Below are 13,817 nucleotides of genomic sequence, written 5' to 3'. Positions count from 1 at the left end.
GATGATCAGACGTGCGACCCCCGCGGTGGGTTGTACGGCAAGTGAAGCCTTTGTGCGTGCTTTGCCAGGGCGCCGTCGGGCTTTACCAACGGCACACCAGATGCATACTGAACCGCACGTCAGCCGACCAGCCGGTCCCGGGTCAGTCGAACCAGCGGTCCCGCGCCAACTCCGCCGTACGCGACGGGTCTTCGAGCAGGGCCGCGACCTCGAAGCGGCGCGGCCACTGCCCCGCCGCCCACGCCAGGCCCGCCGCCACGCCCTCCAGGGTCGCGGCGTGGACCGTGCCGTCGGACGTGCGCCGCCAGTCGACCTCCACCCCGGCGACGAACAGCTCCTCGTGCTCGACGTACGTCTGTGGAGTCGCCGGCCCGAGCAGGGTCCGTACGGACTCCGGCACCGGATGTTCGGCGCCCTCCTGCGTGACCTCGGCGTCCGCGGTCGCGCTCAGCCGCCGTACCTGGAACAGGTCCGCCAGGTCCGCGGCCCGCCCCGGGCTCACCGGCAGCAGCGCAAGACCCCCGCTCAGGGGCAGCAGATCCGGCGCGTCCGCGACGACGGCGTCGGCCGCGTCCACGACCCTGACCTCGCCGTCCACCACGGCCCGCAGCTCGTCGGGCAGGGTCACCTGCTCCGGGTCGAGATCGGCCAGCGCCCCGTACAGGGCGTGGAGCTGGGACGCGCCGACCTCACGCTCCGGGTCGGCGAGGCGGTCGAGGAGCTCGGCCGCGCCGCCCGGCTCGTCGAGGAGCGCGGCGACCGACGTGCGGACGCCGAGCGCGCGCAGCACCTCCTCGTCCTCGAAGCCGGTCGCGTCCGCCGGGTCGTAGAGCCCGGCGAGCAGCGGGTCACCGCCGGCCGCGCGCAGACCGGCCGGCCGGCGGCCGTCGAGGACGGGGTGGTCGCGCAGCCACCACGCCGTGTACGGGCGGACGATCTCGTGCGTGCCGTCGGGCAGCAGGACCCGTACGGGCTGGGTGAGGGCGTCGCGCAGCGGCGGGCGGGAGAGGAGGGCGAGGGCCTGGGGCCAGCGGTCGTCGTCGACGAGGTCCAGGTCGCGTACGGCGACGAGTTCGGTGGCGACGGGCGGCACGGGGGTGTCGGGCAGCCGGTCGAGTACGTCCTCGCACCACACGTCGACCGCGTCGAGCAGACCCGCGTCGTCCGGCTGAGCGAAGTCGCCTTCGCGCGGGTCGAGTTCGTCCGGGTCGAGGACCACGTCGGTGGCGCGGACCAGGGCGAACCCGGCAAGGACACCGCATGCGGCGAGCGGCTGCTCGCCCCACCGCCCGGCGAGGTCGCCGTCCACCATGCCGAGCTCGCCCTCGCGGACGACCTGCGCGAACGGGCTGCCGGGCAGCACGAGTTCACCGGCGGGCGCGAGCTCGCCCTCGTCGTCGGGCAGCGCGAGCGCGCCCAGCCACGGCTCGTCCCCGGGCTCCAGATTCGCGTCCCGTACGAGCGTGAGGACCAGCTCGGCCAGTTCGTCCACGCCGACCGGGCCGTCGTCGTCGAGGGACCAGGCGTCGTCGTCGAGCGAACCGGCGACGGCCGCCCGCACCTGAGGGGTCGTCAGGACGGCGCGGGGCGTCGCGGGCAGCGCGCCCAGCTTCTCGAGCAGCGGGTGCGCGGCGTCCACGTGGGCGACCTTGAGGCCGAGCCGGGCGAGCGTCTCGCCCGGTGTCGCGTCCGGCACGGGCAGCAGCACCTGCCGCGGCCCGATCGTCGTACGCCCCCCGGCCAGCGGCACCGGAAGCCCGGTGAGCCGGTCCGGGTCGACGCCCGCGAGGCTGTCGTACAGGCGCCGCCACCAGCCCGGTTCCTTCTCCAGACCGGCGAGCCGGTCGACGGCCTCCGTCAGCGGGACCCGGGCGACCTCCAGGGTCCGCAGCTCGACGCGGCGCTCCAGGCCCGCGGGCAGCAGGCACGGCAGGACCTCGGCGAGGACCTTCACGGTCTCGGCGCCGGCGCCCTCGACGACCTCGGCCTCGCGCGGCCGCAGCGTCTCGGGCAGCCCGTCGGCGTCGTCCTTCGTGCGCGGCAGCGCGGGCGGCAGGAACGCCGTGCGGGGCAGCCGGGCCAGGATCGCGCCGCGGAGGCTGCCGTCCAGCTCGCCCCGGCCGAGCGGGCCCGGCACGAGGCCGAGGATGGCGGGGCTCACCGGGCGCCATCCGGCGAGGAGTTCGGCGTAGGCGTCGGCGGCGCGCTCCACCAGGAAGTCGGTGAGCGGTCCGGGGGCGGCGTGCCGCCGGGTCGTGTCGAGGGGGAAGGACGCGATGAGCAGAGCCGGCACGCCGAGCGGCTCGTCGCTGGGGGTGGGCGCGTGCAGCACGGGCGCGCTGCGCGGCGGTTCGGGGGTGCCGTCCGCGTCCACCGGCACGGCCCAGGTCACGGACCAGTGCGGGCGGAGGCGCTCTTCGAGGGGCCGGTCGGCGAGGAGGGCCGCTTCGAGCGGGCCGTTGCGGGTGAGGACGCGCCAGCGGGTCGTGACGCTCTCACGCCTGCCGGACACGGCGTCCTCGCGCTCGTCGTCCACCGCCACGTACGGGCCGTCGGTCCTGCGGCGCAGGATGCGCGTACCGGACTCGGTCTCCACGACGACCTCTTCGAGGCCGGGCAGGGCGAGGAGCAGCGTGTCGTCGATGGCGTCGATGAGCCGCGCCGCGAGCGCCTGTGCCGCGGCGTCGCGCAGCGGCAGGATCACGACGGTCTCGTACGGGTCAGGGGCGGAGCCCTCCGCGGCGAACGGGAGCCTGAGCAGCGGCACATGGCCGTCCCGGCGGCGCAGTTCGTCGCCCAGGCCGGGACTGTGCCGCGCCGTGTCGGCGGCGAGTCCGCGCGCGTCGGTGAGCGACCAGCGCACCCCGCCCGTGCGGCCGACGACCGCGGGTTCGTCGGTCACGGCGAGAACGGCGGCGAACCCGACGCCGAACCGGCCCACCGCGCCGTCGCCCTGCTCGCGCTTGGCGGAGGCCCGCAGCGTGGACAGCGACTCGACACCGGCGGCGTCCAGCGGCGCGCCGCTGTTCGCGGCGACGAGCACGCCGTCGCGCAGGGTCAGGGAGAAGCGACCACCTGAGGTGCCACCGGCGCGGCCGGCCGCGTCGGCGGCGTTCTGGGCGAGCTCGACGACGAGCCGGTCGCGGTAGCCGCCGAGGGCGAGGTCCTCCTCGGCGTTGGCGTCCTCACGGAAGCGGGCCGGGCTGCTTGCCCACGCATCGAGAACCCCACGCCGCAGACGGGCCGTCCCGAACGGGTCCATCCCCTCGGCTGCCGGGCGCACGATCTTGCTCACGCTCACGGTGTGGTCTCCCTCTGCCGTTCACCCAGGCCAACCCTGGCGACGCAGACGCTACCGCGCTCGCGGAAAGAGAACGGCGAGGGCTACGAGTGGCCCAGGTCCTCCGTGCCGTCCGGCGTCGTCGGGACCGAGCCCGAGTCTGCCGACGGGCGCAGGGGGAACGGGTCCACGCGCGTCTCGTCGATCACCGGCGGGGCCGGGCGCGGGGGCTTCGGCATGACGGCCGCCTCGGAGTGGCCACCGCAGCCGTACGAGAGGGAGACGACCCGGCCGTCCGCCGGGGAGAACTCGTTGCCGCAGACGCCGAAGGCCTGGCCGAGCGAGCCGCCGATCGGGGCGAGGAAGCCGCAGGACACGCAGGTGGCGGGCGCCGCCTGGGCCATCTGCGTCTTCGCCCCGTACGCCTCGTCCCAGCGGTCCGCCGCGACGTGGAGGCCGTACCGGGACAGGACCCGGGCGCGCCGCATGCCGAGCTCCTCGGCGACCGACGCGATGGAGCCGCGCTCGGGCGCCATGGGCAGTTCCGCGGGCGGTCCCACCGTCAGCTCGGCGTCCTCCGCCTCGACGAGTTCGGCCATCTCCGCGGACACCGCGGAGTTCGGCGGCGGGACGTCCTCACCCGAATAGCCGGGCTCGAGCCGAAGATCCTCGGCGTCGGTCGGGAGCAGGTCCCCGGGGCCCATGTCGCCGGGCCGCAGCCGCTCGCTCCACGGCACCCACTCGGGGGCGAGGAGCGCGTCGGGGCCGGGCAGCAGAACCGTCTCGTCGAGGGTGACGACCTTGGCGCGGGAGGCCCGCGCGACCGTCACGGCCCACCGCCAGCCGCGGTAGCCGAACTCCTTGCACTCGAAGAGATGCGTGACCACCCGGTCGCCCTCGACGACGACGTCGACGTGCTCGCCCACGACTCCTGGCGCGGCGGCCTCCTCGGCCGCGGTCCGCGCGAGGCCTACCGCCTCTGCGCACAGACGGTCAGGGGTGCGGCTTCGCGTTGTCGCTGCGCTCACAGGTATCGCTTCTCTCCTACGCCGTCTCACGAGTGCGCCACCCTTGCGCGGGGGTACGGACGGAGCGGACCAGGGGGCCGCGTCGACGTCCGCGCCCGAACGTACTCGGGCGCGCCTACGTCACCCATTCTGCGGGATGCCCGAGAGGCGCGCGGCCGAGGACAGCTGCCGCAGGCGCGTTACGCACGCTACCTTCTCCCGGCCCGTGCGCCCACACCGACGTACAACTAGCTGTGTCCTGCACCACGCGGCGGGGCGGTTCCGGAGGGTCGTACCGGCGACCCGCTCAGCCGATATCGGCACTAGTCACCACCTTCCGGGGGCACTATGGCTGAGTGACTTCCACGAGGTCGTCGGCGCGCGCAGCAGGCGGATCGGGCCCGGTGCTCAGGGCGGTCCGCGGGCTCGGGCGCGCCCTGCACCTGCCGTTCACCGGTACGGCACGCGGGATTCGCAAAGCGACCCACGCGCACGGCGCGGGCGAGTCGGGTCTGGGAAAACTGATCGAACTGCACGCGGTGAACGGCGCCGGCGACGTCATGATCACCATCGCGCTCGCGTCCACGGTGTTCTTCTCGGTGCCGACGGACGAGGCGCGCGGGCGCGTCGCCCTGTACCTCGGCATCACGATGGCGCCCTTCACCCTCCTCGCGCCCGTCATCGGGCCGCTCCTGGACCGGCTGCCGCACGGGCGGCGCGCCGCGATGGCCGCTTCGATGCTGGCGCGGGCGCTCCTCGCGATCGTCCTGTCCGGGGCGGTGGTCACCGGCGGCGTGGAGCTGTACCCGGCGGCGCTGGGCGTCCTGGTGGCGTCCAAGGCGTACGGAGTGGTCCGCAGCGCCGTCGTGCCGCGCCTGCTGCCGCCCCGCTTCTCCCTGGTCAAGGCCAATTCGAGGGTGACGCTCGGCGGGCTCCTCGCCACCGGTGTGGCCGCGCCGGTCGGCGCCGGGCTCCAGATGCTCGGGCCGCGCTGGCCCCTCTACGGCGCGTTTGTGATCTTCATTTCGGGGATGGTGCTGTCCTTCCAGCTGCCGCACAAGGTGGACTCCGCGAAGGGCGAGGGGAAGGCGCTCCTGGCGGCCGACGAGCAGCATCTGCACGGCCCGCGCAAGGAGGCCGCCAAGCAGAAGCGCCCCGGTCTGCGCACGGTCGGCCCGGCCGTGACGCACGCGCTGTTCGTCAACGCCTCGCAGCGCTGCCTCTCCGGCTTCCTGATCTTCTTCCTGGCGTTCCTGCTGCGCGAGCACCCCATGTCGGGGCAGAGCGCCGCCGTGTCGCTCAGCATCGTCGGCGTCTCGGCGGGCGCGGGCAACGCGCTGGGCACGGCCGTCGGGGCGTGGCTCAAATCACGGGCGCCCGAGATCATCATCGTGACGGTGGTGGCGGTGGTCCTCGGCGTGGCGATCACGGCCGCGCTGTTCTTCACCGCGTTCCTCACGGCGTGCCTCGCGGCCGTCGCCGGGTTCGCGCAGGCCCTGTCGAAACTGTCCCTGGACGCCCTGATCCAGCGCGACGTCCCGGAAGAGGTCCGCAATTCCGCGTTCGCCCGCTCCGAGACCCTCCTCCAGATGGCGTGGGTCCTCGGCGGCGGCATCGGCATCGCGCTGCCCCTGAACGGAGCACTGGGTCTCGGTGTCGCCGCGGCGATCGTCGGAACGGGCTGGCTGACGACCGTACGGGGCCTGCTGGCCGCCGCGCGCCACGGCGGCCAGGTACGCAGCCGCGTGGCGTGAGGGACGGCCGACAGAGCGGGAGATCCGCCCCGGATGGCGTGAGCATGCGGCACGCCGCACCCGCATGGCGAGTGTGCGCGGGCCGCCAGATAGCCTGCCCGCATGACCTCCCTGCGTTTCACCGTGCGCAACCGCCGCACCGTGGCAGCCGCCGGCGCCGTCGCTGCCGGGCTGCTCGTCCTCTCGGCCTGCGACAAGCCGACGCCGCTGGCGACCATCACGGTCGGCCGCTCCACGGTGACGTCGGAAGCGGCCTGCTACAACGACGGCAAGGCTCTGGACGCCGCCGCGCTGAAGGAATGCCTCAAGAACAAGGACATCAAGTCCATCAAGGTCGACCCCGACGCGACGGTCCGCTTCGGCGTCGACCCGGACATCGCGGAGAAGGGCTGGACCCTGCTGATGAACGGTCAGCCGCTGACCGACGCCAGCAAGAAGACGTACCGCACCGTCCCGGGCAGCGTGTTCTTCAACCAGCAGTACGGCGCAACGGGCAACTCCACGACGGTCTCCATCGTCGAGGGCAGCGGCTCGAAGGCGACCGGCCTGTGGTCGTTCAAGCTCAAGAAGGACGCCTGACGGACAGCGGGCGGGTCCTGATCGCCACCGCCGTCCCCGCGGAGCGGGACGCGGTGGCCAGGGGCCTGTCCGGGGCGGGCGCCGCGCACCCTGCCGTCGATGTCGTCGCGGTGGGCGTCGGGCCCGCCGCCGCGGCGGCGGGTACCGCCACCGCCCTCACCACCGCCGCCCTGTCGGGTCGGCCGTACGGCCTGGTCGTCTCCGCCGGCATCGGCGGCGGGTTCCAGCCGGACGCCCCGCCCGGCTCCGTCGTCGTCGCCGACGCGCTGACCGCCGCCGACCTCGGCGCCGAGACGCCCGACGGCTTCCTGCCCGTCACCGAGCTCGGCTTCGGCACGGTCACGCACCGCCCGCCGTCCTCCCTCGTACGGGACGTCGCCGCGGCCACCGGTGCGCTCACCGGCACCGTCCTGACCGTCTCCACCGTGACGGGCACCGCGGCCCGCGCCGCCGAGCTGCGACGCCGTCACCCCGGCGCCGCCGCCGAGGCGATGGAGGGGTTCGGGGTCGCCGAGGCGGCCGCCGCGCACGGCGTGCCCGTCCTGGAGATCCGCGCGGTCTCCAACGCCGTCGGCCCCCGCGACCGCGCGGCCTGGCGCATCGGCGACGCACTCGCGGCGCTGACCGAAGCGTTCGGGAAGTCCGCGCCCGTACTGGAGAGTTGGAACCGCACATGACGCACCCCGAAGAACTCCGGATCGCCTTCTCGCCCTGCCCGAACGACACGTTCGTCTTCGACGCGTGGGCCCACGGCCGCGTCCCCGGGGCGCCCGCCCTCGACGTGACCTTCGCCGACATCGACATCACGAACGGCGTCGCCGAGCGCCGCTCCCCCGACTTCGACGTGCTGAAGGTGTCGTACGCCGTCCTGCCGTACGTCCTCGACGACTACGCGCTGCTGCCCTGCGGCGGCGCGCTCGGCCGTGGCTGCGGCCCCCTCGTGCTCACCCGCGAGCCCGGGGTCGACCTGACCGGCAGGACCGTAGCCGTGCCCAGCGACAAGTCGACGGCGTACCTGCTGTTCCGCCTGTGGACCGCGGACGTCGTGCCCGGCGGGGTCGGCGAGGTCGTCGTGATGCCGTTCGACGAGATCATGCCCGCCGTGCGGGACGGCAAGGTCGACGCCGGACTCGTCATCCACGAGGCCCGCTTCACGTACCAGAACTACGGTCTGCACTCCCTCGCCGACATGGGCGAGCACTGGGAGAACACGACCGGGCTGCCCATCCCGCTCGGCGCGATCATCGCGAAGCGGAGCCTGGGCGAGGACCGCCTGCGCCGGCTCGCCGACACGGTCCGCACATCGGTACGCATGGCCTGGGACGACCCGGAGGCCTCCCGCCCCTACGTCCTCGAACACGCCCAGGAGATGGACCCGTCCGTCGCGGACCAGCACATCGGCCTGTACGTCAACGAGTTCACGGCCGACCTGGGCGAGAACGGCTACGCGGCGATCCGCGGCTTGCTGACCCGCGCTGCGGCCGAGGGCCTGGTCCCCGCACTCCGCCCCGGCGCCCTGTCGTTCCCCTGAACACAGCGGCCGGACGGAGCCCGGCACAGCCGCCCGAAGCCTGCGAAGCAGCGCGAGGACGGCAGAAAAGAGGAGCCGCGGCGATCCGCGGCTTGCTGACCCGCGCCGCGGCCGAGGGCCTGGTCCCCGCACTCCGCCCCGGCGCCCTGTCGTTCCCCTGAACACAGCGGCCGGACAGAGCCCGGCACAGCCGCCCGAAGCCGGCCGAGGGCCTCGTGCCCGCCCTCGGCCCGGGTGCGCTCGCGTTCCCGTAACGCGGTCAGACGTCCAACTGGTCGGCCACCGCCCGCAGCAGGCCCGCGATTTTCGCGCCGGATGCCTTGTCCGGGTAGCGGCCCTTTTCCAGCATCGGCGTGATGTTCTCGAGAAGCGTCGTCAAGTCCTGGACGATCGAGGCCAGTTCGTCCGGCTTGCGGCGCTGTGCCGCGGCCACGGACGGGGTCGGATCGAGGATCGCCACGGAGAGCGCCTGGTCGCCGCGCTGTCCCGCGACGACGCCGAACTCGACACGCTGGCCCGGCTTGAGAGCGTCCACGCCGTCGGGAAGTACGGAGGAATGCACGAAGACGTCGCCGCCGTCGTCACGGGAGAGGAAGCCGAAGCCCTTCTCGCTGTTGAACCACTTGACCTTGCCGGTAGGCACGTGAAGTCCTCGTCCTCGTACTCGTCATGCCGTTCCGAGCGATGAAGAACGGCGCTGAAAACGGCTCTGGATAGCACTGCAGCGGGCCGCCCGACCCGCCGGCACCAGGCTAATGGTCCAGGAGCCGGTGACAAGACGGCCCGAGGAACCCGGTCTGTTCCTTCGCGCTGGGAACTACCCTGGTCGGGTGCGTGACAAAACCCAAGCGAATTCCGCAGGACCCGGCGACGGCCTCGTCAAGGCCGGCGGCATCGTCTTCATCGTCGGAGCCGTGGCCACTCTGGCCACCATGGCCCCTCTGTTCCTCGGAACCGACCCGTTCCCGCCCGTCGCCTACGCGGTGTGCATGCTGATGGGCGTCGGCTTCCTGGTCTCCGCGGCCGGAGTGCTGCGCGGGATCGCCGTGCAGCGCCGTCAGGCCCGCTCGGCGACGTAGGCCTTCAGCCAGGCGGGGAACTCCGTCAGATCCGCGAGCACCACGTCCGCGCCGGCCTCGCGCAGCTCCGCCGCGTCGCACGGCCCGGTCGTCACCGCGACGGACAGCGCCTCGGCGGCGCGGGCGCCGCGCACGTCGCCGGTGTGGTCACCGACGTACACGGACGCGCCGTGCTCGCGCAGCGCCGTCGCCTTGCCCTCGGCCCACAGATTGCCGATGACCTCGTCGGCGGCGATGTCCAGGTGTTCCAGGTGGAGCTTCGCGCTGGGCTCGTACTTCGCCGTCACGACGATCACCCGGCCGCCCGCCGCGTGCACCGCGGCGACGGCCTCGTGCACGCCCGGCATCGCGTACGTCCCGGCGATGGCGTGCGCCGGGTAGAGCTCCCGGTACAGGTCGGCCATCTCCGGGATCCGCTCCTCGGGGAACCAGTACGCGAGCTCCTGCTCCAGCGGCGGGCCGAGCCGCGTCACGATGAGATCGGCGTCGAGGCGCGCGCCGGTGCGCTGGGCGAGTTCCAGCCATGTGTCCCTGATTCCCGGCCGTGAGTCGATCAGCGTCATGTCGAGGTCGAAGCCGACCGTCGGTCCCGAAGCTGATCCGTTCGCGCTCTCGTATGCACCCATAGGAGCCATTGTGCCTGGGCGTACGATTGCCGCTTAGCTAAGCCTTACCAACCTCGGATTGGTCCATGGGTCAGATCTCAGCCGCCCCCGCCGCGCGGCGACGCATCGTCTGGACGGCGGCCGCGCTCGTGGCCCTCGTTCTCGCGGTCCTGTTCAGCCTCGCCGTGGGCGCCCGCGCGATCGCCCCGTCAGCGGTTCTCGACGCGCTCGTGCACGGCGGCCACAGCGACGACGCCGAGGTCATCAGGGGCCTGAGGCTGCCGCGCACGCTCGTCGGCCTGATGGTCGGCGCCGCGCTCGCCCTCGCCGGGACCGTCCTCCAGGGCATCACCCGCAACCCCATCGCCGACCCCGGGATCCTCGGCATCAGCCAGGGCGCGTCCGTCGGCGTCGTCCTCGCGATCGCGTTCGCCGGCATCCACACGCTCACCGGCTACGTCTGGTTCGCCTTCGCGGGCGCCGCGCTCGCGTCCGTCGCCGTCTACGCCATCGCCTCCGGCGGGCGCGGCGGCGCGACGCCGGTGAAACTCGCGCTCGGGGGCGCCGCGGTCAACGCGCTCCTGGTCTCCGTCACCACGGCCGTCCTCACCACGAAGGCGTCCGCCATGGACGAGTTCAGGTTCTGGCAGGTGGGCTCGCTGTCCGGCAGGGACGCGCACATCGTGGGCCAGATCTGGCCGTTCCTCGTCCTCGGCGTGCTCCTCGTGCTGTCCGTCGCGCGCGGCCTCGACGCGCTCGCGCTCGGCGAGGACGTCGCCAAGGGGCTCGGCCAGCGGGTCGCGACGGTACGGATCGTCGGGGGCCTCGGCGCGACCGTCCTGACCGGCGTCGGCGTCGCCGCCGCGGGACCGATCGCCTTCATCGGCCTGGCCGTTCCGCACATAGCCCGGGCCGTCGTGGGCAGCGACCACCGCTGGGTGCTGCCGATGGCGGCCCTCATCGGCCCCGTCATGCTCCTCGTCTCCGACACCGTGGGCCGCGTCGTCTTCCCGCCGAGCGAGGTCCCCGCGGGTGTGATGACCGCGCTGATCGGCGTCCCGTTCCTCGTCACCCTGGTCCGGCGCAAGGCGGTCCCCGCATGAGTACGACCACCGCGCCCCGGGTCCGCCCCGCCGGGTACTCCGTCGTCCGGGCGGGCAGCGCCGCCTTCCTCCTGCACCGCAGGGCCGCCGTCGCCGCCGCGTCCCTCACGGTCCTCCTCGCGGCCGCCTGCCTCGCCTACCTCTGCGTCGGCGAGTCGTTCATCGCCCCCGGCGAAGTCCTCAGGGTCCTCACCGGCCGGCCGTCACCGGACGAACTCGTCGTCGGCACGCTGCGCGCCCCCCGCATGGTCGTCGGCCTCCTGGTCGGCGCCGCGTTCGGCGTCGCGGGCGCCCTCATCCAGACCGTCGCCCGCAACCCGCTGGCGTCCCCCGACATCATCGGCATCAGCCAGGGCGCGAGCGCGCTGACCGTCGGCGCGATGACGTTCGGCGTCACGTCGTACGCGGTCCTGCCCTACCTCTCCGTACTCGGCGGCCTCCTCGCGGCGCTCCTCGTCTACGCCTTCGCCTGGCGCGGCGGACTCCACGCGACGCGCTTCGTCCTCATCGGCATCGGCTTCGCCATCGCGCTGCGGTCGGTGACGACGCTCTTCATGACGAAGGGCGACTACCTCGTCGCCCAGCAGGCGCAGATCTGGATGACGGGCTCGCTCAACGGCCGCGGCTGGGCGGAGGCCGCCCCGCTCGGCTCGACCCTCCTCGTCCTCGTCCCGTTCGTCGCGTGGGCCGCGCGCGCCCAGCGCACCGTGGCCATGGACGACGACACGGCGACCGCGCTCGGTGTCCGCCTCGGCCGCGTACGCCTCGGCCTCGTCCTGCTCGGCGTCGTCCTCGCGTCCGTCGCGACCGGCGCCGCCGGGCCCGTCGACTTCGTCGCGCTCCTGGCCCCGCAGATCGCCCGCCGGGTGACCCGTACCGCCCAGATCCCGCTCCTGTGCTCGGCGCTCCTGGGCGCGTTCATCGTCGTCGTGGCCGATCTGCTGGCCCGGCGCCTGTTCTCCCCCACCGAACTCCCGGTGGGTGTCCTCACGGCCGCCGTCGGGGCGCCGTACCTGATCTGGCTCATCGTCCGCAGCCGCACGGGAGGAAACCGGTGACCCGGCTCAGCACCAGCGCGCTCACCCTCGCCTACGAGGACCGCACCGTCGTCCACGACCTCGACCTCGCCGTCCCCGACGGCCGCGTCACCGTCCTCGTCGGACCCAACGCCTGCGGCAAGTCGACCACGCTGCGCGCCCTCGGCCGGCTCCTCAAGCCGAAGAGCGGCTCCGTACTCCTCGACGGCGAAGCGCTCACCAAGCTGCCCACCAAGAAGATCGCCCAGCAGATCGGGCTGCTGCCGCAGACGCCCGTGGCGCCCGAGGCGATCACCGTCGCGGACCTCGTGGCCCGCGGCCGCCAGCCCCACCAGCACTGGTGGCAGCAGTGGTCCGACGCCGACGAGCGCGCCGTCACCGAGGCCATGGAACGCACCGACGTCGCGGCCCTCGCCGACCGCTCCGTCGACGAGCTCTCCGGCGGCCAGCGCCAGCGCGTCTGGATCGCCATGGCGCTCGCCCAGGAGACCGGACTGCTGCTCCTCGACGAGCCGACGACGTATCTCGACATCGCCCACCAGGTCGAAGTGCTCGACCTCGTACGCCAGTTGAACCACGACAAGGACCGCACCGTCGTCCTCGTCCTGCACGACCTCAACCAGGCGGCGCGCTACGCCGACCACCTCGTCGCCATGAAGTCCGGCCGCATCGTCGCCGAGGGCCCGCCCGCCGAGGTCGTCACGGCGGACCTCGTACGGGAGGTGTTCGGCCTGGACTGCGTGGTCGTCCCCGACCCCGTGACCGGCTCCCCGCTGATCGTGCCCGGCGCGCCCTGGCAGGCCGGCGCCCGGTCCGGCGCTCCGTCCGACTCCCTTTCCCGAAAGGCAGCCTCATGACCCGCAGCGCCCGTCCCGCCCTGACCGCCGGTGCCCTCGCCCTGACCGGCGCCCTGGCCCTGACCGCCTGCGGCTCGTCCGACGGGGACTCCGGCTCCGACGCGGCCGGCCCGGCATCCCCGAGGACGCACACGGTCAGTACGGCGATGGGTGACGTGAAGGTGCCCGAGCACCCCGCCCGCGTCGTCGTCCTGGACACCGGCGAGCTCGACTCCGCGCTCACCCTCGGCGTGAAGCCCGTCGGCGCGACCCACGCGGCGACGGAGGAGGGCTTCCCGTCCTACCTGCCCGGGGACGAGGTGAAGGGCATCAAGGAGGTCGGCGAGATCGCCAACCCCGACATGGAGGCCGTCGCCGCCCTCGAGCCCGACCTCATCCTCACCAGCAAGGTCCGCGACGGCGCCCGCTACAAGCAGCTCAGCGCCATCGCCCCGACCGTGATGACGGAGTCCACCGGCACCGCCTGGAAGGAGAACTTCCAGGTCCACGCCGACGCGCTCGGCAGGAAGGCCGAGGCGAAGAAGGCCGTCGCCGACTACGACGCGCACGTCGCGAAGGTGACCACCGCGATCGGCGGCAAGGAGAAGGCCGCCGCGACGGACATCAACTTCGTCCGCTTCGTCGAGGGCGCCGACATCCGCATCTACGGCAGGCAGAACTACATCGGCTCGGTCCTCGCCGACCTCGGCGTCGGCCGCCCCGCCATCACCGACAAGGCCAAGGACGGGTTCTCGTACGACGTGAGCCCCGAGAAGATCGACCTCGCCGACGCGGACGTCATCTTCACCTCGACCTACGGCGACCCGGGCAAGGCCAAGGCGACACAGACGATGAAGAGCGGCCTGTGGAAGAACCTCAGGGCGTCCGAGGACGGCAAGGTCTTCACGGTCGACGACAACCTGTGGATCGCGGGCATCGGCTACACCGCCGCGAACCAGATCCTCGACGAGTTCCAGCAGGACCTGACCGCATAACAGGCCCTTGC

The 13,817-nt window shown here is 73.3% G+C and carries 13 protein-coding genes; 9 read left to right on the top strand and 4 right to left on the bottom strand.

Translation table 11 applies throughout. The annotated features are described in order from the left end of the window. Window positions 1-142 precede the first annotated feature (142 nt). Together ACWIGU_RS17865 and ACWIGU_RS17860 are read right to left on the bottom strand one after the other, a co-directional pair. A complete protein-coding gene (locus ACWIGU_RS17865) occupies window positions 143-3,295 on the bottom strand; it encodes a sacsin N-terminal ATP-binding-like domain-containing protein (protein ID WP_454402388.1) in 3,153 nt (1,050 codons plus the stop codon). An 89-nt stretch (window positions 3,296-3,384) separates the two neighbouring features. After that, window positions 3,385-4,308: a DUF3027 domain-containing protein gene (locus ACWIGU_RS17860; protein ID WP_454401898.1), complete on the bottom strand. Its 924-nt coding sequence runs from the start codon at window positions 4,306-4,308 to the stop codon at window positions 3,385-3,387. A 383-nt stretch (window positions 4,309-4,691) separates the two neighbouring features. Between ACWIGU_RS17860 and ACWIGU_RS17855 the strand changes: the two genes are divergently transcribed. From ACWIGU_RS17855 to ACWIGU_RS17840, 4 genes are all read left to right on the top strand, one after another. After that, window positions 4,692-6,041, top strand: coding sequence for an MFS transporter (locus ACWIGU_RS17855; RefSeq protein WP_454402386.1), 1,350 nt, complete (start codon window positions 4,692-4,694; stop codon window positions 6,039-6,041). A gap of 102 nt (window positions 6,042-6,143) precedes the next feature. Beyond that, the gene (locus ACWIGU_RS17850; protein WP_454401896.1) at window positions 6,144-6,620 is read left to right on the top strand and encodes a DUF2771 domain-containing protein; all 477 of its coding nucleotides are present in this window, start codon (window positions 6,144-6,146) and stop codon (window positions 6,618-6,620) included. Continuing rightward, a complete protein-coding gene (locus tag ACWIGU_RS17845) occupies window positions 6,590-7,297 on the top strand; it encodes a futalosine hydrolase (protein ID WP_454401894.1) in 708 nt (235 codons plus the stop codon). The genes ACWIGU_RS17850 and ACWIGU_RS17845 overlap by 31 nt, the downstream gene beginning before the upstream one ends. Next, entirely contained in the window at window positions 7,294-8,151 is an 858-nt protein-coding gene (locus ACWIGU_RS17840; RefSeq protein WP_454401892.1) for a 1,4-dihydroxy-6-naphthoate synthase, read from the top strand. Before ACWIGU_RS17845 ends, ACWIGU_RS17840 begins: the two co-directional genes overlap by 4 nt. A 259-nt stretch (window positions 8,152-8,410) precedes the next feature. Here ACWIGU_RS17840 and ACWIGU_RS17835 read toward each other — a convergent pair whose 3' ends face one another. After that, window positions 8,411-8,794, bottom strand: coding sequence for a cold-shock protein (locus tag ACWIGU_RS17835; RefSeq protein ID WP_454401890.1), 384 nt, complete (start codon window positions 8,792-8,794; stop codon window positions 8,411-8,413). A gap of 154 nt (window positions 8,795-8,948) precedes the next feature. On the opposite strand from ACWIGU_RS17835, the gene ACWIGU_RS17830 reads away from it, so the two are divergent. Beyond that, window positions 8,949-9,230, top strand: coding sequence for a hypothetical protein (locus tag ACWIGU_RS17830; RefSeq protein ID WP_454402384.1), 282 nt, complete (start codon window positions 8,949-8,951; stop codon window positions 9,228-9,230). Here ACWIGU_RS17830 and ACWIGU_RS17825 read toward each other — a convergent pair. Then, window positions 9,209-9,865, bottom strand: coding sequence for an HAD family hydrolase (locus ACWIGU_RS17825; RefSeq protein ID WP_454401888.1), 657 nt, complete (start codon window positions 9,863-9,865; stop codon window positions 9,209-9,211). The two genes, ACWIGU_RS17830 and ACWIGU_RS17825, sit on opposite strands and share 22 nt — an antisense overlap. Before the next feature lie 56 nt (window positions 9,866-9,921). Here ACWIGU_RS17825 and ACWIGU_RS17820 point away from each other — a divergent pair, with 56 nt between their 5' ends. The 4 genes from ACWIGU_RS17820 to ACWIGU_RS17805 are packed head-to-tail and all read left to right on the top strand — an operon-like array spanning window position 9,922 to window position 13,806. After that, window positions 9,922-10,938 (top strand): FecCD family ABC transporter permease, encoded by a 1,017-nt coding sequence (locus tag ACWIGU_RS17820; protein ID WP_454401886.1) that lies wholly within the window; start codon window positions 9,922-9,924, stop codon window positions 10,936-10,938. After that, window positions 10,935-11,996, top strand: a complete 1,062-nt coding sequence (locus ACWIGU_RS17815; protein ID WP_454401884.1) for a FecCD family ABC transporter permease — start codon at window positions 10,935-10,937, stop codon at window positions 11,994-11,996. Before ACWIGU_RS17820 ends, ACWIGU_RS17815 begins: the two co-directional genes overlap by 4 nt. After that, complete coding sequence (locus tag ACWIGU_RS17810) at window positions 11,993-12,832, top strand: ABC transporter ATP-binding protein (RefSeq protein ID WP_454401882.1); 840 nt, start codon at window positions 11,993-11,995, stop codon at window positions 12,830-12,832. Before ACWIGU_RS17815 ends, ACWIGU_RS17810 begins: the two co-directional genes overlap by 4 nt. Beyond that, window positions 12,829-13,806, top strand: a complete 978-nt coding sequence (locus ACWIGU_RS17805) for an ABC transporter substrate-binding protein (RefSeq protein ID WP_454401880.1) — start codon at window positions 12,829-12,831, stop codon at window positions 13,804-13,806. The genes ACWIGU_RS17810 and ACWIGU_RS17805 overlap by 4 nt, the downstream gene beginning before the upstream one ends. Window positions 13,807-13,817: the final 11 nt, after the last annotated feature.

This window comes from Streptomyces sp. NPDC055400 (assembly GCF_053644375.1).
Note: the sequence above shows the minus strand (reverse complement) of the source record. Positions and strands in the feature narration are given on the sequence as shown.

Bases quoted from the DNA above. Each gene is read 5' to 3' on its own strand.
- ACWIGU_RS17820 (WP_454401886.1), top strand. From the start codon at position 9,922: ATGGGTCAGATCTCAGCCGCCCCCGCCGCGCGGCGACGCATCGTCTGG.
- ACWIGU_RS17850 (WP_454401896.1), top strand. From the start codon at position 6,144: ATGACCTCCCTGCGTTTCACCGTGCGCAACCGCCGCACCGTGGCAGCC.
- ACWIGU_RS17815 (WP_454401884.1), top strand. From the start codon at position 10,935: ATGAGTACGACCACCGCGCCCCGGGTCCGCCCCGCCGGGTACTCCGTC.
- ACWIGU_RS17825 (WP_454401888.1), bottom strand. From the start codon at position 9,865: ATGGCTCCTATGGGTGCATACGAGAGCGCGAACGGATCAGCTTCGGGA.
- ACWIGU_RS17805 (WP_454401880.1), top strand. From the start codon at position 12,829: ATGACCCGCAGCGCCCGTCCCGCCCTGACCGCCGGTGCCCTCGCCCTG.
- ACWIGU_RS17840 (WP_454401892.1), top strand. From the start codon at position 7,294: ATGACGCACCCCGAAGAACTCCGGATCGCCTTCTCGCCCTGCCCGAAC.